The sequence below is a fragment of the Nocardia sp. NPDC049149 genome, assembly GCF_043197455.1.
Classification (GTDB): domain Bacteria; phylum Actinomycetota; class Actinomycetes; order Mycobacteriales; family Mycobacteriaceae; genus Nocardia.
Window position 1 is genome coordinate 305,601 of record NZ_JBICTD010000006.1, and the last position, 18,221, is coordinate 323,821.

General features: G+C 69.2%; 15 protein-coding genes. All 15 read left to right on the forward strand.

Going from position 1 to position 18,221, the window contains the following annotated elements:
• Positions 1–328: 328 nt before the first annotated feature.
• The 15 genes from ACGFNJ_RS25665 to ACGFNJ_RS25735 all read left to right on the forward strand — a co-directional run bounded on the left by ACGFNJ_RS25665 (position 329) and on the right by ACGFNJ_RS25735 (position 18,202).
• Entirely contained in the window at positions 329–1,243 is a 915-nt protein-coding gene (locus tag ACGFNJ_RS25665) for an alkaline phosphatase family protein (RefSeq protein WP_393453043.1), read from the forward strand.
• Positions 1,244–1,458: 215 nt separating this feature from the next.
• Positions 1,459–3,855 (forward strand): RelA/SpoT family protein, encoded by a 2,397-nt coding sequence (locus tag ACGFNJ_RS25670; RefSeq protein ID WP_393453046.1) that lies wholly within the window; start codon positions 1,459–1,461, stop codon positions 3,853–3,855.
• Between the two features lie 361 nt (positions 3,856–4,216).
• Positions 4,217–5,842, forward strand: a complete 1,626-nt coding sequence (locus tag ACGFNJ_RS25675) for a cutinase family protein (RefSeq protein ID WP_393453049.1) — start codon at positions 4,217–4,219, stop codon at positions 5,840–5,842.
• A gap of 54 nt (positions 5,843–5,896) precedes the next feature.
• Entirely contained in the window at positions 5,897–6,871 is a 975-nt protein-coding gene (locus ACGFNJ_RS25680; protein WP_393453052.1) for a hypothetical protein, read from the forward strand.
• A gap of 16 nt (positions 6,872–6,887) precedes the next feature.
• Positions 6,888–7,766 carry a MinD/ParA family protein gene (locus ACGFNJ_RS25685; RefSeq protein ID WP_393453055.1) on the forward strand — a complete coding sequence of 293 codons (879 nt, stop codon included), beginning with the start codon at positions 6,888–6,890 and terminating at the stop codon, positions 7,764–7,766.
• A complete protein-coding gene (locus ACGFNJ_RS25690) occupies positions 7,763–8,431 on the forward strand; it encodes a hypothetical protein (RefSeq protein WP_069167700.1) in 669 nt (222 codons plus the stop codon). Before ACGFNJ_RS25685 ends, ACGFNJ_RS25690 begins: the two co-directional genes overlap by 4 nt.
• A 52-nt stretch (positions 8,432–8,483) precedes the next feature.
• Entirely contained in the window at positions 8,484–8,780 is a 297-nt protein-coding gene (locus ACGFNJ_RS25695) for a hypothetical protein (RefSeq protein WP_069167701.1), read from the forward strand.
• 8 nt (positions 8,781–8,788) lie between these two features.
• The gene (locus ACGFNJ_RS25700) at positions 8,789–9,064 is read left to right on the forward strand and encodes a hypothetical protein (RefSeq protein WP_393453058.1); all 276 of its coding nucleotides are present in this window, start codon (positions 8,789–8,791) and stop codon (positions 9,062–9,064) included.
• 20 nt (positions 9,065–9,084) lie between these two features.
• On the forward strand, positions 9,085–9,777 hold the full coding sequence (locus tag ACGFNJ_RS25705) for a hypothetical protein (RefSeq protein ID WP_393453061.1): 693 nt from the start codon (positions 9,085–9,087) through the stop codon (positions 9,775–9,777).
• Positions 9,778–9,849: 72 nt separating this feature from the next.
• Positions 9,850–10,662: a hypothetical protein gene (locus ACGFNJ_RS25710; RefSeq protein WP_393453064.1), complete on the forward strand. Its 813-nt coding sequence runs from the start codon at positions 9,850–9,852 to the stop codon at positions 10,660–10,662.
• Between the two features lie 62 nt (positions 10,663–10,724).
• On the forward strand, positions 10,725–12,203 hold the full coding sequence (locus ACGFNJ_RS25715; protein ID WP_393453067.1) for a hypothetical protein: 1,479 nt from the start codon (positions 10,725–10,727) through the stop codon (positions 12,201–12,203).
• Positions 12,200–13,696, forward strand: coding sequence for an SCO6880 family protein (locus ACGFNJ_RS25720; RefSeq protein WP_393453070.1), 1,497 nt, complete (start codon positions 12,200–12,202; stop codon positions 13,694–13,696). Before ACGFNJ_RS25715 ends, ACGFNJ_RS25720 begins: the two co-directional genes overlap by 4 nt.
• A gap of 7 nt (positions 13,697–13,703) precedes the next feature.
• A complete protein-coding gene (locus ACGFNJ_RS25725; protein WP_393453073.1) occupies positions 13,704–16,112 on the forward strand; it encodes a hypothetical protein in 2,409 nt (802 codons plus the stop codon).
• Positions 16,113–16,164: 52 nt separating this feature from the next.
• Positions 16,165–16,473 (forward strand): transposase, encoded by a 309-nt coding sequence (locus tag ACGFNJ_RS25730; RefSeq protein WP_069167967.1) that lies wholly within the window; start codon positions 16,165–16,167, stop codon positions 16,471–16,473.
• A 37-nt stretch (positions 16,474–16,510) separates the two neighbouring features.
• Complete coding sequence (locus ACGFNJ_RS25735; RefSeq protein WP_393453076.1) at positions 16,511–18,202, forward strand: peptidoglycan DD-metalloendopeptidase family protein; 1,692 nt, start codon at positions 16,511–16,513, stop codon at positions 18,200–18,202.
• Positions 18,203–18,221: the final 19 nt, after the last annotated feature.

An 18,221-nucleotide genomic window follows, 5' to 3' on the forward strand; every position in this document is an offset into this window, starting at 1 on the left:
AACGGTCGGCCGCGCGGAATCGGCTTGCACCAAGCCAGCGAGCCACACGATGATCGAGGTGTCAACCGCAATATCGCGTTCATCTCCGCGCCACCCGCTCGTGAGCTGCTGGAATAGCTTCAGGCTATCGAGAGTTCAGTGGGTGTTCAGCCGGGCAACAGCCAGTGGCGCGAGCGATGAAACGTCCATGAACAGTGGCGTGTGCGGCTACCGCCCGGCCGGTTCGCCCCGCATCGTTCGCACTATGAACGAGCGCGGCAAGCGAGCGAAGCACCGCCCCGGCCCGTACGGGGGAGTCGGGCGGGCTGTCGCTAAAGTCCTTGCCATCATGTCTGTCTCGGTTCTCCCACTGACCGCCACCGCGGGCGTGGCGCACGCCGAATCCCGCGTGGACAAGGTGGTCGTGATCGGGCTCGACGGGCTGATGTACGACAAGGTGCTGCGGGTGCAGGCGCCGAACCTGTTGCGGCTCAGCGCCGAAGGGTTGCTCAGCCGCTCGTCGATCGCGCCGCACATCACCATCTCGGGCCCGTCATGGGCGAGCGTGCTGACCGGGGTGTGGGACCGCAAGCACGGCATCAAGGACAACAGCTTCACCGCGGCGCCCTTCGCGAAGTACCCGACGGTGTTCACCCAGCTCGAACGGGCGAACCCGGCGCTCAAGACCCACTCCATCGCCACCTGGGATCAGATCGCCACCATGGCGGGCAGCGGCAATCCCCGCGCCGACGTCGTCGTCTCCACCCCGCCGGTCCCGGACGACCCCGACGAGGCCGAGACCGACGCGGCCACCGCCACCGCCGTCGTCGGCGCCATCACCAAGTTCGCCCCCGACTTGCTCTTCACCCACCTCGATCAGGTCGATCACGCCGGGCACAGCGACGGCGCCGCGTCCAAGGCCTACCTCGACGCGGTCACCCGCATCGACGAGCAGGTCGGCCGCATCGTGGCCGCCGTCGACGCGCGCGCCAAGGCCAACCCCGCCGAGAACTGGACGATCCTCGTCACCGCCGACCACGGTCACCGGCCCAAGGGCGGGCACGGCGGTCAGTCCGCGGACGAGACCACCAACTTCGTGATCGGCCGCGGACCGGACTTCGCCGCAGGTACGACCACGTCTCGCTACACCCTCGTCGACATCACCCCGACCGTAGTCGAGCTGCTGCGCGTCCCGGCCAGCCCCGACTTCGACGGCCAGTCGATGATCACCCGCGACCCCGTAGGGCCCGTCACGATTCGTTAGGAACCGGACAGTTTCATTGCTGTTGGGCGACCACACCGCCTCGGTCCCGACGCCAGCGCGGCGGCGGGACTAAAGTTGGTGGTCTGGGCGGTTGCCACGGTCGGATAGGGTGGTCCGACCGAGGCACGTGGCGCGAACGCCAGGCCCGGAGGCGGCAGCCTGCGTCACCACGGAGGGGCCGTGAGCGCTGCACGCGGGCACTGAGAGGTGGTGGCATGACTCAGCACGTGGGCGAGGCGAATGTCGGGCAATCGGCAGGAGCCCCGCAGTCCAACGGTGCCACCACACCGGGAGAGCCGAAGCAGCCGGCCACCCCGGTGCCGCCGTCCAGGCAGCCGGGCGCCTCCGCCGCGGTGCCGACCTCGGCCTCGCGCCGGGTGCGTGCGCGCCTGGCCCGCCGGATGACCGGTCAACGCGGTATCGCCGCGGTCAAGCCGGTGCTGGAGCCGCTGGCCAGCGTGCACCGTGAGCTGTACCCGAAGGCGAACCTGACGCTGCTGCAGCGCGCCTTCGACGTCGCCGACGAGCGGCACAAGCATCAGTTCCGCAAGTCCGGCGATCCGTACATCACGCACCCGCTCGCGGTGGCGAACATCCTGGCCGAGCTCGGCATGGACACCACGACGCTGGTCGCGGCGCTGCTGCACGACACCGTGGAGGACACCGGCTACTCGCTGGAGCAGCTGACCCTGGATTTCGGTCCCGAGGTCGCGCACCTGGTGGACGGGGTCACCAAGCTGGACAAGGTCAACCTCGGTGCGGCCGCCGAGGCGGAGACGATCCGCAAGATGATCATCGCGATGGCGCGCGACCCGCGCGTGCTGGTGATCAAGGTCGCCGACCGGTTGCACAACATGCGCACCATGCGCTTCCTGCCGCCGGAGAAGCAGGCGAAGAAGGCCAAGGAAACCCTCGAAGTCATTGCGCCCCTTGCGCATCGGCTCGGCATGGCGACGGTCAAATGGGAGCTGGAGGACCTCGCGTTCGCGATCCTGCACCCCAAGAAGTACGACGAGATCGTGCGATTGGTCGCGGACCGGGCGCCCTCGCGCGACACCTACCTGGCGAAGGTGCGCGCGGAAATCGTCAATACCCTTGCGGCGTCTCGGATCAACGCGATCGTCGAGGGTCGTCCGAAGCACTACTGGTCGATCTATCAGAAGATGATCGTCAAGGGTAAGGACTTCGACGACATCCACGACCTGGTCGGCATCCGCATCCTCTGCGACGAGGTGCGCGACTGCTACGCGGCCGTCGGTGTGGTGCACTCGCTGTGGCAGCCGATGGCAGGCCGGTTCAAGGACTACATCGCCCAGCCGCGCTACGGCGTCTACCAGTCGCTGCACACCACCGTGGTCGGGCCGGACGGCAAGCCGCTCGAGGTGCAGATCCGCACCCAGGACATGCACCGCACCGCCGAGTTCGGCATCGCCGCGCACTGGCGCTACAAGGAGACCCGCGGCAAGCACTCCAACGACTCCACCGAGGTCGACGACATGGCGTGGATGCGCCAGCTGCTCGACTGGCAGCGGGAGGCGGCCGACCCGGCCGAGTTCCTGGAGTCGCTGCGCTTCGACCTGAAGTCCCCGGAGATCTTCGTGTTCACCCCGAAGGGTGACGTGATCACGTTGCCGCAGAAGTCGACTCCGGTCGACTTCGCCTACGCGGTGCACACCGAGGTCGGCCACAAGTGCATCGGCGCCAGGGTGAACGGCAGGCTGGTCGCGCTGGAGCGGCAGCTGGAGAACGGCGAGGTCGTCGAGGTGTTCACCTCGAAGGCGCAGAACGCAGGGCCGAGCCGCGACTGGCAGAACTTCGTGGTGTCCCCGCGCGCCAAGGCCAAGATCCGGCAGTGGTTCGCCAAGGAGCGCCGCGAGGAAGCCCTCGAAAACGGCAAGGAGCAGATCTCCAAGGAGGTGCGCCGCGTCGGGCTGCCGCTGCAGCGCCTGATGAGCGTCGACGCGATGACCGCGGTCGCGCACGAACTGCACTACACCGACATCTCCACGCTGTACACCGCGGTCGGCGAGCACCAGGTTTCCGCGCATCACGTCGTGCAGCGGCTGATGGCGCAGCTCGGCGGCATCGGTGACGTGGAGAACGAGCTCGCCGAGCGGTCGACCCCGTCGACGACGCCGAACCGGCAGCGCACCACCGGCGATGCAGGCGTGCTGATCCCCGGCGCGCCCGGCACGGTCGCCAAGCTGGCCAAGTGCTGCACCCCGGTGCCCGGTGACGAGATCATGGGCTTCGTGACCCGCGGCGGCGCGGTCAGCGTGCACCGCACCGACTGCACCAACGCCGGATCGCTGCGTGACCAGTCCGAACGCATCATCGAGGTGGCGTGGGCGCCCTCGCCGTCCTCGGTGTTCCTGGTCGCCATCCAGATCGAAGCGCTCGATCGCACCCGCTTGCTCTCCGATGTGACCAAGGTGCTCGCGGACGAGAAGGTGAACATCCTGTCCGCGTCGGTGGCCACGCACGGCGATCGGGTCGCGATCAGCAAGTTCACCTTCGAGATGGGCGACCCGAAGCACTTGGGGCACTTGCTGAACGTGGTGCGCAACGTGGAAGGCGTCTACGACGTCTACCGCGTGACCTCCGCGGCCTGAACCGCGGCGGCGGTCATCTCCCCTTGACGTGTCACAAAGTCGCGCGTCCAGATAGCGCTGAGCTACCGGTTTCTGTACGGGAAATACCTGGCCGAATGCCGGAGTCCTCGGGCGATCGGAACCCGGAGTCCCGGTGGGGAATTCGGGTGGCGGGTGGATCGCCAGGTGGTTGCCCCTGCTTTCCGATGATCGGAAACTTGCCGAAGGGTGACAGGTGGCACGCCGGAATGTGTCGTGCGCCTTTCGGCAGTTCGAACAATCTTTTCGGCGATGCCTCAGCTATTGCCGGAATCTGTTACCGTCTATTGCGTTTCATGGCGTTGAGGAAAGCTGCGGCAACACGGATTGATTGCGGATCGCTATGACAAATGGTGCGGCGAAAGTCACGGGGGTGCTGGCGGCACTCGCCGTAACTGTGGCAACGGCAGGTAATGCCGCGGCCGTGCCGACCAATCCCGCGAGCCCACCGACGAACATCGCACTGAGCGCGTGTCCGGCACTGTACGCGTTGGGAATTCAGGGCACCGGTGAATCGTCGCCGGATGCCGCGCCCTCGACCGATACCGGCATGCTGTCCACCGTCTTTCGTCCGATGCTGGCCAAGGCCGCCGACGCGGGTCTGGTCGACCGCGCCTACGTCCCCTACGAATCCGGCTTCGGCGGCGTGACCGCGGGCAGCACGGTGCCGTATGCGGAATCGGTCACCGGCGGCCTGGTCCGGCTGCGCACCATGGCCAAGGCGGTGGCCGACCGCTGCGCCGACACCAGATTCGCGGTGGTCGGCTATTCACAAGGCGCGCACGTGGCCTCGGTGTTCGCGCAGGAGGTCGGCAACGGCAACGGCGTGCTGCCCGCCGAAAAGGTCGCGGCGGTCGCGCTGTTCGGCGACCCGACCCGCAACCCCGGCGCACCGCTGTTTCCCGGCTCGCCGGGCAAGGCGACCCCGGACCCGGCGCCCGGCACCCACGGCGACCGCCTCGCTACCATCGCCGCGCTGCCGCAGGCGCCTGCCACCGGCGGCGGCATCGGCCCTGACCGCGACAAGGCGGCCAATTTCGGCGCGCTCACCGGACGTGTCGCCAGTTTCTGTGCGGCGGGCGATCTGGCGTGTGACGCACCGCAGGGCGCGCCGATCCTCAAGGCGGTCACCAACGTTGTCGGCCAGTCCACGCTGAGCGGCGGCGACCCGATCACCTCGCTGGTCTCCATCGCCCAGGCGCTGGCCTACACCTCGATCAAGACCGCGACCAAGGTGGTCAACGAGGACGTCCAAGGCAATTCGCTCGCGACTCTGGCCATCTCGCCGAAGAAGTCGATCTCCGAGCGCCTCGCCGACGCCGCCGACCCGCGCACCCCGCTCGACCTGCCCGCCGCGCTGCAGGCGCTGCTGAAGGCCGGCATGCTGGGTCTGAACGCGGTCGTCACCGTGGTCCGATCGGTGATCAACCCGGCGGCCATTTCCGAACTCGCCACGGCGGGCCTGTCGAATCCGCCTGCCGCGCTGCTGTCGCTCGGCACCAAACTGGCGGGCGCCATTGCGCAACTGGTGCCGCCGACCACCGGCGTCCGGTTGGTCAACCAGGCATTCGACGCGGTCGTCCAGAACATCACCGACAACAGCGAACTGCTCAACACCGCCACCTGGGTGCGCTATTGGGACACCGTGCAAAGGCATCATGCGTACAACACCGCGACGGTCGCCGCGAATGGTGCGGCGCCCACCCAGTTCGTCGCCGACTGGTTCGCCGCGGTCGCGCGCGATATCGCCGGTGTATTCGGCATGAACAGCAGGCCACTCGGCGGTGTCGATAAACCGCCGACCGGATTCTTCGGAGAGCAATCCGGCGCGTCGACTACGCCGAATTCGTCCGGTACGGGACAATTTCCGTTCGGGAGAGCCGACGGCGCCTCAACCGGGGGCGCGACGTCGATTCCGCCCACCGACCGCCCCGGTACCGCCAACACCTACCCGTTCTCCACGAACTGATCGCCGAGAGGGTCCGACGATGCGATACGCGCCTCGCTCAGCGGGAATGGGGGAATGTTGAAGTCGTACAAAGATCTGTCGCGCTGGTACGGCGCGCTGGAGCCGGAGACCGGTGCGCCGCCGCCGATCCTGCCCGGCGAGGCGAGCGCCGAGCCGCTGTCCGACGACGGCCCCGCTCGCTTCCCGCACTACATTCGCGACGAGCCGCCGCCCGAGGACGTCCCACCGGACCTGGCCGCGCACCGCGCCGAATTCACCGGCGGCTGGTCGGATTGGGTGGGCAGGGCGCCCGGCCCGCACGACGACTACGTGCAACGCGACGCCGACCTGGTCCGCTTCCCCTGGCCCGATGACGACGATTACGACGACCACCTGGACGAGCGGCCTAGACGCTCGTCCAGTGCCTTGCGGGTGGAGGCTCGCGCCCGTCGTTCGCGGCGCGGCCGGGTGTTCGTCGTGCTCGTGATCGCGGTGCTGCTGCTCGGTGCTGCGGCCGCGGGCGTGCTGTTCCTGTTGAACTCCACGAACACGCGGGCCGCCGCACGCCCCGTGGCGGCGACCTCGTCCTCGGTGCAGTTCGCGGGCAGCGCGCAGGCCGGTGTCACCGTCGACAGCCTGCGCAGCAGGTCGCAGGCGGGCGTCACCACGCACCGGCCGCACGGCGACTGCCAGACCGAGCGCAGCGTCTCGGTGCTGCGCAGCGCCGAAATGGGCGGCACCACAACGGGACCCGACGCCATCCTGCGGTTCCAGTACGCCTACTACGTCGAGCGCTCCGGCGAGCGAGTCAGGGAGGTCGTCGCCCCCGACGCGAACGTCTCACCGGCCGCGACCATTCAGCGCGGCATCGACACCATCCCGGCGGGCACCGCGCATTGCGTGCGGATCGTGACGCTCGCGGACAACCGGTATTCGGTGGAGGTCACCGAGTACCGGCCAGGCGGCGTGCCCGCCACGTACAACAAGCAGACGGTCACCACCGCGGTGGTCGACGGCCGCACAGTGATCACGGGTATCACGGCCGGATAGAGGAGAGCAGGAAGCGATGGGAGAGGACTGGAGCCGCTGGCTCGACGAGGCGCCCGATGAGGGTGCGTCGTCGGGTCGGCCTGCGCGCTCCAAGGCTCCGGTGGTGCGGTTGCGGCGTGGCAAGGGCGGTGGTTCCGGTGCGGAACAGCCGCTGCAGCGCCCGATCCTGGTGGTCGGCGGCTGCGGTGGTGCGGGAACCACCACGACGGCGCTCGGCATCGCGGGTGAGCTCGGCATGGCAGGCACCCCGACGGTCGCGGTGGACGCGACGGCGGCGGGCAGCGACCTCGCGCTGCGCGGCGCGGACGAACACCTGCACCCGATCAGCTTGCAGTCGTGGCTATACGGTCGCGGCGACGACGAACCGGCCCCGCTGAAGGAATGCCTCTCGCGCGCGACCTCGGGCATCGGCCTGCTGTGGCGCGACGCGGCACCGCTGCGCAGGCGTGCGACCTATCTCACGGTGGCGCGGGCGGTGTACGACGCGGGCTTCACCGCCGTCTACGACGGTGGCAACCCGATTGCCGGACGGCAGCTGCGCCCGCTGCTCGACGACGCCGACATCGCGCTGGTGCTTGCCATTCCGGCGCGCACCGATGCCGCGAACCGGCTGCGCGTCACCCTGGAATGGCTCGACGACCAGTTCGGCGACTCGACCGAGGGGCAGGGCGGCGGCATCGTCGGCGATACCACCATCGTTGTCTCGCACCAGCATCCCGGTGGTGAGTCGCGAGTTGCCGACCATTTGCGTGAGCACCTGTCCGGCTGGGTCCGTGACATCAGGGAGATTCCGTACGACCCGCACCTGGCCAGGGGCGAACTTGTCCGGCACGCGTCGCTGTCGCTCGAGACGCGCCGGGCCTATGGGCGTCTGCTCGCCGGGGTGGCATCATGACCGCCGCCATGAAGTTTCGACGTCAAACCGAATCCGCGCCCGTCGGTGTCGTTGCCCCGCCGGAGTCGCGTCGCGCGCCTATCTGGGATCGTCCGGTGCCGGGGGTCGGCCGCGCGCCGCTGGTGTGGCTGCTCGGTGTGCACGGCGGTGCGGGGGCCAGTAGCCTCGCGCATGTGCTTGCGCCCGCGGCGGATTCGGGCCGCCGCTGGCCCGGCGTCTTCGACCGCGAGTCTCCCTTCGTCGTGCTGGTGGCCAGGGAGACCATCGCAGGCCTCACCCGCGCGCATGATCTACTGCGGCAACATCATTCGGGTTTCGCCGGTTCCTGTGAGGTGCTCGGCCTGATCACCGTCGCCGCCCGCCCGGGCCGCCTGCCCGCCGAGATCCGCCGCTACCGCGACGTGGTCGGCTCGCTGGCAGGCCAGTTGTGGCAGGTCCCGTGGTACGAGGAATGGACGCTGGTAGAACCGGAGAAGTTGCCGGTGTGGTCACCGGGCGACCCGATGCCGCAGAAGAAGCGCAAGATCGACCCGCTGGAGGAGGTGCCGCTCGATGTCAGGGAGCTGGGCGCGGACATCGTCGCGGCGGCCCGAACGGCACTGGAGGAGGCGGACCTCGACGATCCGGTGCAAGATCGGGTAAGCAGAAAGGCGCCCGATCAATGAACCCAGGCATCGAATTGGCGACTGACGCAACAACTTTCGAGAAAGGCACCCGATGAGCATGCTTCTCCTCGCCGTGCAGGACACGTACGGCACCGTACTCGCGCAGGTCGGTAACCCGACCCCGGAGGCGCCGCCCGGCTCGGAGAAGATCCTGCAGCTGGTGCGCTACCTGACCTGGTTCGTGCTGCTGTCCGGCATCTGCGGAATCGTCTACGCCGGTGGCAAGTTCGCGTGGGAGAAGTGGACGGGTGGCGGGCTCGAATCGCCGAAGATGGTGGCGGGAGCCATGATCGGTGGCGTCGTGGCGACCAGCGCGGGCACCATCATGAACGCCGTCATCGGAACCTGATGTCCGCCATGTCTTCCGCGCGCGTGTCGGCAGCCGAGCTGCTGGCCTACAAGCAGATGCCCGCCGAGGTGCTGCAGCCGCTCATGCAGCTGCTCAACTGGCTGCTGTGGTTCGTCCTGCTGGTGTGCCTGGCTTGGATGATCGTCTCCGCGGGCAAGCTATGGATCGCCTTCCGTGACGATATGGCGGTCAACGACGCGTCGCACGGGGTGCTGATGAGCCTGCTCGGGGCGATCGTGGCGAGCACGGCATCGGGGATCGCACTGGCGTTCCTCCCGACGTGAGCCACCGGTCAGGGACGAGCATGAATTCCACGTTGCGGTGCGCACCGACCCCGCGCGCTGCCGTGCGCCCGCGCACAGCGGGACGGCCGCTGCCGGCAGTGCGACGGTCGTTGCGCGGGCCCGCGGCGGGCGCGTTCGGCGCCGCGTTGCTGCTCGCGGCCACCGGCTGCGGCGGCGGCGAGGAGCCGGGGCCGGACCTGGCCGCGGTGCCGACCGGGGTGCGCTGGCAACCGTTCCAAGGGGTGCCGCTGCCGCAGACCGAGCAGGGCCCGAAGTCGACAGCCGACGGTGCCGCAACGGGTTTCGAGCACTCACCGCGCGGCGCCGGCGTCGCTGCGATCACCCACGCGGTGCGCATCGCGGTGGCCGCCGACAGCCAGTGGGCGAAGGTGGCGGCCAAGGAACTGGTGCCGGGACCGGCCAAGGACGAATGGGCGGTCAACCGGGTCCAGCTGTCCATCACCGGCCCGGCCACTCCCGACTACGCGCCGAGAGTGCTTGGGTACAAGATCACCGGCTACACCCCGCAGCGCAGCACCGTTGACGTGCACACCGAATACTCGGACGCCTCGAAGGCGGTGAACCACACCACCGTCGAATGGTTCGGCGAGGACTGGCGATTACGACTGCCCGACCCGGGCTCGACCGCCAGACCCATCGATCCGATCGACGTATTACCCACCGACATAGTGAAATTGGAGGCGCCGAAATGAGTGAGCGCAGCGAGCGAATCGTATCGCCGCATGCCTCGCGCATGGCGTGGTCTGCCGTCTGCGGGGCGCGGCATGGCTGAGAAGGATTCCTATTCGCGCGATCGCGTCTCCTTCGGCGCCATCGCCTCCGCGGCGGTGCTGACCCTCATCGTGGTCGTCGGCATCGTCGTGTACGTCACGCGGGACAGCGGCGCCGCGGGCACCACCCCGTCGGTCGCCGAGACCGCCGGCGGCAGCGGCTTCGCCAGCCCGGAGGTCGACATCCTCGGCAGGCGCGTCGACGTGCCGAACAATGCTGCCGGGCAACCACTTCCGCAGAACGTCACGCGGCAGCGCAAGTCCGGCGACGCGGACTGGCTGACGGCGGCCCCCGAGGGCACCACCGCGCCGTTCGGCTGGCAGCGGGTGTACGGCGCCTCGGTGCCGTTCTCCACCTCCGACGGGCCGACCCGCCTGGAAGACGGTCTCGCCGTTGGCTATTCGCACACGCCGCAGGGCGCGGTGCTGGCCGCGGCGCAGATCACCTACCGGCTCAACGCCCGTCCGGCCGACCGTGACCTCTACGTCCGGCAGGTGCGCAGTTCGGCACAGCAGGTCGCCGCGTACGACCGGGCGCTCGCGGCCGACCGGTTACCCGAGCAGCAGCCGGAGCGGATCACCAAGTTCTTCGTCGCCTCGGATGCGTTCAAGGTGGACGACTATGCCGACGATCTGGCGATAGTCCAGCTCGCCACCAGGGGACAGGTCGTCGACGGTAAATCGACATGGTCGACGATCCGCCTCGTCATGGTCTGGGACAGCGGCGACTGGCGGCTCAAGCCGTTGTCGTCCAGCTCCGCGCAGACCGGATTGATCGAATCGCTTGGCGGGTGGACGAAATGGTGAGCACGGTAGGGAAGATGCGCGCAACAGTTGACGGCCGTCCAGTGGAGCGAGGGGTGCACGCAATGGTGAGGCGATTGCTCACGATCGTCGCGGTCATCTTCACGGTGATGATCGCGACGCCGACGGTGGCCTACGGGCAGCAGTACGGCTTCGACCAGACCTGCAACGAAATCCACGACACCCTCGACAATGTCGGCCTGCCAGGCATCTCGCTCGGCGACGCCGCCTCGGCCGCGTGCAAGGCTGGCAACGTGGCCTCGCACCCGGGCTCGGCCGCCGAGGCGGTGAAGGACAAGGCATGGGACTCGACCTTCGGCAAGGTGGTCGACTCGCTGATGAAGGGCCTCGGCGAGGCCATCATCCTGGCGTTGACCTTCTGGATGAAGGTGCCGAATGAGGCTGCCAGCGACTCGGGTTCGTTGTTCACGAAGATCAACGACTACACCTATCAAGCGCAGATATTGCTCTTGATCGCCTCGGTGATCCTGTCCGGCGCCCGACTGGCCGAAGCCAGACGCGGGGCGGCGATGAACGAGGCCGCAGAATCGTTCCGAATGTTCGCCAGGGTGGTGTTCAGTTCCTGGATGCTCGGCGCGGTGATCGTGGCAGGCACCCAGGCCTCGGATCGCTTCTCCGAGTGGATCATCAACGACTCGACCAACGGCAACGCCAAGGACCTGGCCGAGCTGATGGTGAAAACCAGTAAGCTACAGGCGTTTTCGCCCGGTCTGGTGTTGATCATCGCGATCGTCGGCCTGCTCGGTGCGCTCGCGCAGATCATTCTCGCCATCGTGCGCCAGGGTCTGCTGTTGATCGCGGCGGGCGTGCTACCGCTGGCGGCGGCCGCGTCGGGGATGAACATCGGCAAGCAGTCCTACCAGAAGCTGGTCGGCTGGATCATCGCGTTCATGCTCTGGAAACCGGTGGCCGCGATCGTCTACATGATCGCGTTCACCACTGCGGGGCATGTGGATTCGCTGACCTCGACCAACGGTCTGCCGGATGGTGAACAGGCGCAACGCATGCTGGTCGCGATCGTGCTGCTGTGCAGCGTCGCGTTCGTGTTGCCCGCGCTGATGCGACTGGTCACGCCCGCGGTTGCGATCGTGGGTAGCGGTGGTTCCGGTCTCACCGCGACCGGCGGCACCTTGCTCGCCGTCGCGGGCCTCGGCGCCATGGGCACCAAGGCCGTTGGCGTCAAAGGCACTGCGGCGCCCGGCTCTGCTGGCTATGTCAGCGGCAGTGGCACGGGTCCGCGTCCGCCGGGTGGCGCGGGCGGCCGCGGCGGTGGTGGTGGCGCCCCGCGTCCGACCCCGCCGCGTGGTGGCGGTGGCGGCGGAGGTGCTGCGGCACAGCGCGCCTCCTCGCCAGCGGGCGCGGCCGGAGTACCGTCCGGTGCGGCAAGGGCGGCGGGCCGGATCGGTGCGGCGCGCGCCGCGACGAGCGGGCTGAGCCGTGCCGACCAGGTGATGGGTGATGTGGCCGGTGACCGTTGGGCGAATCGATCGCCCGACCTCGGGAGGAGCACCATTCCGCGATGACGATGACGACGAACGACACCTACGAGCGTCGCTCGTACGGGCTGTGGCAGAAGCCCCGCAGCGCAGGCCTTTTCGGCTTGCGGTGGGAAGAGACCGTGCTCGGCTTCGCGGTGGTGATCACGGCGCTGATCACCGCGATGGTCGGCGGTTTCAAGTGGGGCATGATCGTCGGCGGCGTCGGTGTGCTGATCATGGTTCCCCTGGTGTGGCGGACGGGGGGCCGCTCGGGCTACGAGACGGGATTGATGATGTTCAACTGGATGCGCTCGCGTAAGCGTGGCGAGCACGTGTACCGGGGTGGCCGGTTCTCCCGAATCCCCGGCGGCGTCACCCGATTGCCGGGTCTGCTCGCTCCGTCGAAGCTCTACGAAGGCATCGACGCGGGCGGCTACAGCTTCGGCATGATCCACCTGCCGCAGTTCGCGCAGTACACGGTGGTGCTGCGCGCTTGGCCGCAGGGCCACGAGGCAGTCGACCAGCCGGTGATCGATCGCTGGGTGTCGGCGTGGGGCACGTTCCTCGCCTCGGTCGGCCAGACCAGCGACATCGTCGCCGTCGTTCCGGTCATCGACACCGTGCCGGAGACCGGAAACCGTTTGCTCACCGAGGTTTCCACGATCACCAGGCCGGAGGCGCCGGAGCTCGCGCAGCAGGTGATGTACGAACTCGCCACCGAGCTGCCGCAGGAGCGGGTGCAGCTGCTGCCGCGCGTGGCGATCACCTTCAAGGCGACCACCGCCGAGCGCCGCAAGAACCCGGCGGAAGAGGCCGTCGAGATCGGGCGCAGGCTGCCCGGCATCTGCGCGGCGCTCGCCGAGGCAGGCGTGCGCGCCCAGCCGATGTCGGCGGACGAGGTGATCTCGTTCATCCGGCGCAGCTACGACCCCGCCTCGCAGGCCGACTTGGAAGTCGCCGCAAGCGAACCCGAGGGCCACGGGCTGGATTGGGCTGACGCAGGCCCGGTTTCGCACGACGAGAAATGGGACCACCTGGTGCACGACGGTGGTCGCTCGGTGACCTGGGAGATGGACGCCGCCCCCGAGGGCGCGGTCGACGAGCGGGTGCTGCAACGGCTGCTCGCGCCCAATCCCGAAGTGCCACGCAAGCGCATCGCCATCGTGTACCGGCCGCATTCGGCCGCCGATGCGGCCGAGATCGTCGACGACGACTTCAAGAACGCACTGGTAGCTCAGCAAAGCGAACGCGGCGTGGTTTCCGCGGCCGCGACCCTGCGGGTGGGCGCCACCCAGCAGGCGCGTGAGGAGCAAGCCCGGGGTCACGGTGTGACCCGCTTCGGGGCGTTGGTGACCATCACCGAGCCCCTGCGCGGCGACCTGCCGCGTATCGAAGCCATCACGCGCGACCTGTCCACCCAGGCGCGCTTGAAGATTCGGCGGTGTTACCGCTACCAGGCGGCGGCCTTCGCGGCCTCGCTCGGTTGCGGGGTGATCCTGCCGGAACACGCGACCATTCCGAAGGCACTGGCGGGGTGAGGGATTCATGGCACGTGACTACGAGCCACCCGTACGGGAACGCGGCGAGCCACCGGCTCGGCGCGGCAGGCGGCGCGACGAGGCCGAGTACGACGAGTGGGGCGAACGCCCGTCCGCCGAGCGCGAGCGCCGCGACGGTGCTCGGGTGCGCGAACGCTCCGGCATCGAGGAGATGCCGGAACGCCCGCGCCGATTCGGCAGGGGCGCGGCGCGGGTGACCGACGACGACCGGTCGGGGTTCGACGAGCCGTCCGAGCGGGAGCGCGCGCGGGCGGCGGCCGAACGCCGGGCCCGCGCCGAGGGCTCCCGCGGTGCGGGCACGCGTTCCGATCGGTCGCGCGCCGACGACGGTCGCGCGGAAAGCGGTCGCGGCGAGCGCAGTTCGGACCGCTCCCGCGGCGATGCCGCCAGGTCGGCGCGCGCCCGCGAGGGTTCCGCCGACCGCCAAGGCCGTCCGCGCGAAGGTGAGCGTCCTGCGCGTCCGGCGGCACGCGGCGGGCAGGCCGATCCGCGCGGGGCGCAGAGCGAGCAGCGCGGCAGGCCGCGTCCGGCACGCACGGCCAAGCCGGAACGCGAAGTGCGGGACCGCAACGGCTCGCGGGCCGCCCGTAATGCCCAGCGCAGCAACAAGACCGACTACACCGCCGATCGCGCGATGGGCACCCCCATCATGGACAAGGCCGCGTTGCGCGCCAAGGCCAAGGCGGACCGGCGCAAACAGTCGGGCCCACCGCTGCTCGACGAGGTCACGCGCGCGAAGCTGGAGATGATCGTCCGCGAGCAGACCGGCCTGCGGGCGGCGTTCGCGCAGTTCCGGATTCGCACCGACGACATTCGCCGCCGCAATTACGCCGCGCGGGCCGAGCAGGTCTTCGAAGACGGATTCGACCGCAGCACCGCCCAGCTCACCGACCGCGGCTACGCGGGGGAGGGCGGCGGCCGGATGAACGTGGTCGGCCGACCGGTCGAATACCGCGCGACGACAGCACAAGTGGCAGGCCTGTGGCCGTGGTCGGTCGGCGCGGGCGCGCCGCTGATCGGTACCCCGCTCGGCTCGCACCTGCACACCGGCGCCCCGGTCTGCTTCGATCCGATGAACTGGTTCCTGCGCGGCAGCTTCATCACCGCGCCCAGCCTTTTCGTGCTCGGGCTCAACGGTTTCGGCAAGTCGTCACTGGTGCGCCGGATCGTGCTCGGTGGCATCGCGCAGGGCATCACGCCGCTGATCCTGGCCGACGTCAAGCCCGACTACCGCAAGATGGTCGAGCTGGTCGGTGGCCAGGTGATCGACCTCGGCTACGGCCACGGCAAGCTCAATCCGCTGGCCGCGGGCGTGCTCGGCGCCGTGGTGCCGCGCCTGGAAGACCTTCCTGCCCTGCAACTTCAGGTGCTGCAGGACCTGCGGGCCCGTCAGGTGACGCTCATCGCTGGCCTGGTCGAACTGGTCCGCGGCGCGCGGGTGCGCGACTACGAGGAGACGCTGATCTCCACCGGCCTGCGCATCCTGTACCAGCCGGGCTCGGGCTACACCCCGGACCAGCCGCCGATCATGGAGAACCTGCTCGAGGTGATCGTCACCGGCGGTGAGGAATTGATGCTCGACGCGGGCGCCGACGGCGTCGACGAGTATCAGAACGCCATCAAGGGTTTGCGTCGTTCGCTGCGCGCGCTCACCCAGGGACCGTTCGGCGCGATCTTCAACGGGCAGACCTCGGTGCCGATCGACACCAGCGCCGTCGCGGTCTGCATCGACGTCTCGCACATCCCCACCGGCGACAAGAAGCTCAAAGCCGCTGTCATGCTTGCCTGCTGGGCCGACGGGTTCGCCTCGGTCGAGGCGGCGCACGTGCTCTCGGACGCGGACATGGGCCCGCAGCGCTACTTCCAGGTGGTGATGGACGAGCTGTGGCAGGTGCTCGGCCTCGGCGACTTCATGGTCGACCGGGTGGACGAGCTGACTCGTCTGCAGCGAGGCATCGCCACCTCGCTGATCATGATCAGCCACACCATCAAGGACCTGCAGGCGCTCGGCTCGGAATCGGCCATCGCCAAGGCGCTCGGCTTCCTGGAACGCGCGCGCGCCAAGATCTTCGGCGCGCTGCCCGCCGAGGAGGTCAAGCGGCTGGACAGCATCGTGCCGTTCACCTCCGCCGAGGAGCAGATGGTGACCGGCTGGTCGGCGCCGCAGGCGTTGACGGGTGAGGCGCTCAAGCCGGGCCAGCTGCGGCCGTCGCCGCCGGGCACCGGCAAGTTCTTGCTGAAGATCGGTGAGGATCGTCGGCCCGGCATCCCCTTCCACATGGAGTTCACGCTCTCGGAGAAGGAGAGCGGCATCCACGACACCAACCAGCGGTTCAGCGAGTTCACCGAATCGACCGCACGAGGAACGGATTCGCCGAGCGGGAGTGCCGCATGAGAGATCAGCGCAGACGCGAGTTACCGATGCCGCGCGGTCGGAGGTGCGCCCGATGATGCCGCACCGTTCCTATCGCCGGGTCTCGCCGGAGGTCAGGCAGGCCGCCGTACAGCAGGTCGTCGCGCTCACCAGTCAGCTGAGCAGCGAATCGGAGGCCTGCCGGGTGGTCGCCGAACAGATCGGCGTGCATACGAACTCGGTGCGCAACTGGGTGCGCGCCGCCGAGGGGCCGAGCCTGGAACGCTTGGACGCATCCGCGCTGCGCCGCAAAGTGGCGCTGCTGCAACAGCAATTGGCGGCCGCCGCCGAGATGAACCGCACCCTCGCCGACACCCTCAACGAATCCCGGCGCGGCCAGTGAACCGTGACGCTCCGGGGCCGGGCCCGGCGAGGCCACAGTGAGCGGACGGGGGCTCCTCTGGGGATGCCTCGGCGCGGTGCTCGGTCTGATGACCGTGGTGCTGGTCATCGTGCTGCCCGCGGTCGACGACCCGTGTGAGGGTTCGTCTTTGCTCGGCTCAGGGACGGTGCTGCCGCCGCTGGGCGGGTTCGCGCCCGGCGATCCACGGGCCACCTCGACGACGCAACCGCCCGGCGCACAAGCGAACCCGGCCGCCGCAGGGACGCCGGGGAATCCGACCGTGACCGGAACGCCCTCGCTCGCCGCGGGTTCCGGGCCGATCCGCCGCACGATGCCGCTGGCCATCGGCACCTTCACGCTGTCGGACACCTTCGGCGCGCGCGGCGGCCAACACCGCGGCATCGACCTCGCCGCCGCCGACGGCACCACGATCTACTCGGTGTCCGACGGCCGCGTCGTCGCCGCAGGGCCCGCTTCGGGTTTCGGCAACTGGGTGGTCGTCGACTCGGTCGACACCAACGGCCGCTCGTACTCGGCGGTCTACGGGCACATGTGGGATTCCGGCGTGCATGTGCGCGTCGGTGACACGGTGACCGCGGGCCAGCCCATCGCCCAGGTCGGCTCCGCAGGCGAATCCAGCGGCCCGCACCTGCATTTCGAGATCGTGCCCGGCGGCCGCTTCACCGGCGGCAGGCAGATCGACCCGCTGCCTTGGCTCGACGGCGCGCCCACTCCGGATGTCGGTGGCGCACAGGCGTATTCCAGCGATCCGCGATGCAACCGTGGCTTCGGCAGCGCGGGCGGCGCGCTCGCCGCGGGCAAGGTGCCACCCGAGCTCGAAATCTGGTATCGCCGTGCGGGTTCGATCTGCGCGCAGATCACCCCGTCGCTGCTGGCCGCGCAGGGCAGGCAGGAGTCGGGCTTCCGCCGCGGCGCCACCTCACCCGCGGGCGCGCAGGGCTTGGCGCAGTTCCTGCCGAGCACCGCGGCCAGCGTGAACCCGGATGACGGGCAGCCCTACGTGATCGACGCCGACGGCAACGGTTCGGCCAGCGTGTGGGACGACGGTGACGCCATCATCGGGCAGGGCCGCTACATGTGCGCCATCGCGCACAAGATCGTGCAGTGGCAGTCGGAAGGCCGGGTGAGCGGCGACGTCACCGCGCTGACCCTGGCCGCCTACAACGCGGGCGAGGGCGCGGTGCTCGCCTCCGGTGGCATGCCGAATCAGGTGGCGGCGCACTATTCCGAGACCCAGCCATACGTGGCGAACATTCTCGCGATGGAGGCGCAGTATCGGGCGCCGGGTTCGGTCGGCCGATTCGCGCCGCAGGAGAGCGGCACGGGCAGCCAGATCGTCGAGGCCGCGCACGACTGGCTCGGCACGCCGTACGTCTGGGGCGGCGGCGGACCGCAGGGTCCGACCGGCGGTGGCCTCGACGGGCCAGGCCTCACCTCGGCCGCGGTGTTCGCGGCCTCGTCCGGCAAGGTGTCGCTGCCACGCACAGCCGAACAGCAGTGGGAGGCAGGCGTCGAGGTGCCGATGAGCAAGATCAAGGAGGGTGATCTGGTGTTCAGCTCGTTCGGCCCGCGCGGGCCCGCGGAGGTGGGCATCTATGCCGGAAACGGGCGGATGATCCAGGCCGTTCCCGGTCTCGTCGGCCGTTCTGCGGGCGGTGTCGGCGAGGTGGCGGTGCCCGGCGACAGTCGAGCGAGGAGGGTGCTGTGAACACCCCCGGCAAACACGC

Bases quoted from the DNA above. Each gene is read 5' to 3' on its own strand.
- ACGFNJ_RS25715 (WP_393453067.1), top strand. From the start codon at position 10,725: ATGGTGAGGCGATTGCTCACGATCGTCGCGGTCATCTTCACGGTGATG.
- ACGFNJ_RS25670 (WP_393453046.1), top strand. From the start codon at position 1,459: ATGACTCAGCACGTGGGCGAGGCGAATGTCGGGCAATCGGCAGGAGCC.
- ACGFNJ_RS25730 (WP_069167967.1), top strand. From the start codon at position 16,165: ATGATGCCGCACCGTTCCTATCGCCGGGTCTCGCCGGAGGTCAGGCAG.
- ACGFNJ_RS25690 (WP_069167700.1), top strand. From the start codon at position 7,763: ATGACCGCCGCCATGAAGTTTCGACGTCAAACCGAATCCGCGCCCGTC.
- ACGFNJ_RS25705 (WP_393453061.1), top strand. From the start codon at position 9,085: ATGAATTCCACGTTGCGGTGCGCACCGACCCCGCGCGCTGCCGTGCGC.
- ACGFNJ_RS25725 (WP_393453073.1), top strand. From the start codon at position 13,704: ATGGCACGTGACTACGAGCCACCCGTACGGGAACGCGGCGAGCCACCG.
- ACGFNJ_RS25710 (WP_393453064.1), top strand. From the start codon at position 9,850: ATGGCTGAGAAGGATTCCTATTCGCGCGATCGCGTCTCCTTCGGCGCC.
- ACGFNJ_RS25680 (WP_393453052.1), top strand. From the start codon at position 5,897: ATGTTGAAGTCGTACAAAGATCTGTCGCGCTGGTACGGCGCGCTGGAG.
- ACGFNJ_RS25685 (WP_393453055.1), top strand. From the start codon at position 6,888: ATGGGAGAGGACTGGAGCCGCTGGCTCGACGAGGCGCCCGATGAGGGT.
- ACGFNJ_RS25665 (WP_393453043.1), top strand. From the start codon at position 329: ATGTCTGTCTCGGTTCTCCCACTGACCGCCACCGCGGGCGTGGCGCAC.
- ACGFNJ_RS25720 (WP_393453070.1), top strand. From the start codon at position 12,200: ATGACGATGACGACGAACGACACCTACGAGCGTCGCTCGTACGGGCTG.
- ACGFNJ_RS25695 (WP_069167701.1), top strand. From the start codon at position 8,484: ATGAGCATGCTTCTCCTCGCCGTGCAGGACACGTACGGCACCGTACTC.
- ACGFNJ_RS25700 (WP_393453058.1), top strand. From the start codon at position 8,789: ATGTCTTCCGCGCGCGTGTCGGCAGCCGAGCTGCTGGCCTACAAGCAG.
- ACGFNJ_RS25675 (WP_393453049.1), top strand. From the start codon at position 4,217: ATGACAAATGGTGCGGCGAAAGTCACGGGGGTGCTGGCGGCACTCGCC.